The sequence below is a fragment of the Pseudomonas sp. MF08875 genome (assembly GCF_059862525.1).
In genome coordinates this window covers 1-671 of record NZ_JCBCUW010000142.1, presented here as the reverse complement: position 1 = coordinate 671, position 671 = coordinate 1, and the positions used below count along the sequence as shown (strand labels likewise).

The following is a 671-nucleotide window of genomic DNA, read 5'->3' as shown; positions in this document are numbered from 1 at the left end:
GATGCGGCCTTGTTGGTCGCTGTCGTCGAAGACCAGTTGGTTATGGCCTTGGCCATCGAAGCCTTGGGTCTTGAAGCCCGACAGCGCCGCGGCGTTGCGGTGCTGTGTTTCACCGCCGCCGCCACCGTGCCACGCCGGGCTGTTGCCCCCGGCGAGGTTGGCTTCGGCGCTGGGGCGCTGGTCGTTGGCTTTGGCATACACCGCCAGGTTGCTTTGCCCGGGGGCGCCGCCCGGTGTGGGGGCCACGCCGCCTTCGCCGCGGCCGTTGTACAGGGCCTTGAGAATGATCGGCCGGTCGATGTCGCCGTTGATGAAATGCACCAGCACTTCCTGGCCGATACGGGGCAAGAACTGCGCGCCGAACCCCTGGCCCGCCAAGGCTTGGCCGACCCGCACCCAGCAGGCGCCACGGTCGTCTTCGGCTTGCCAATGGAAGCGCACCCGCACCCGGCCCATGGCATCGCAGTGCAAGGGGCTGCCGCTGCCCGCCGTGGTTTGCCCGTCGGCGCCGACGACGATGGCCGTTTGTGGGCCGTGGGCGGTAGCCACCGGGTTGAGGCGCTGGCCGGTGCCATCGGCCAGGGTCGGGCGCCACGGTTGGTTGTGCCCCACGGCGTTGAACTGCTGGGCAAAGCCGCTGCGCTGGGCTTCGGCCAGCACCTGGGGGTCGA

At 69.7% G+C, this 671-nt stretch carries 1 protein-coding gene; it reads right to left on the bottom strand.

The annotated features are described in order from the left end of the window. Positions 1-671: phage baseplate assembly protein V (locus AC19YT_RS28355; RefSeq protein WP_500611399.1), on the bottom strand; the 671-nt coding region annotated here is incomplete at both ends.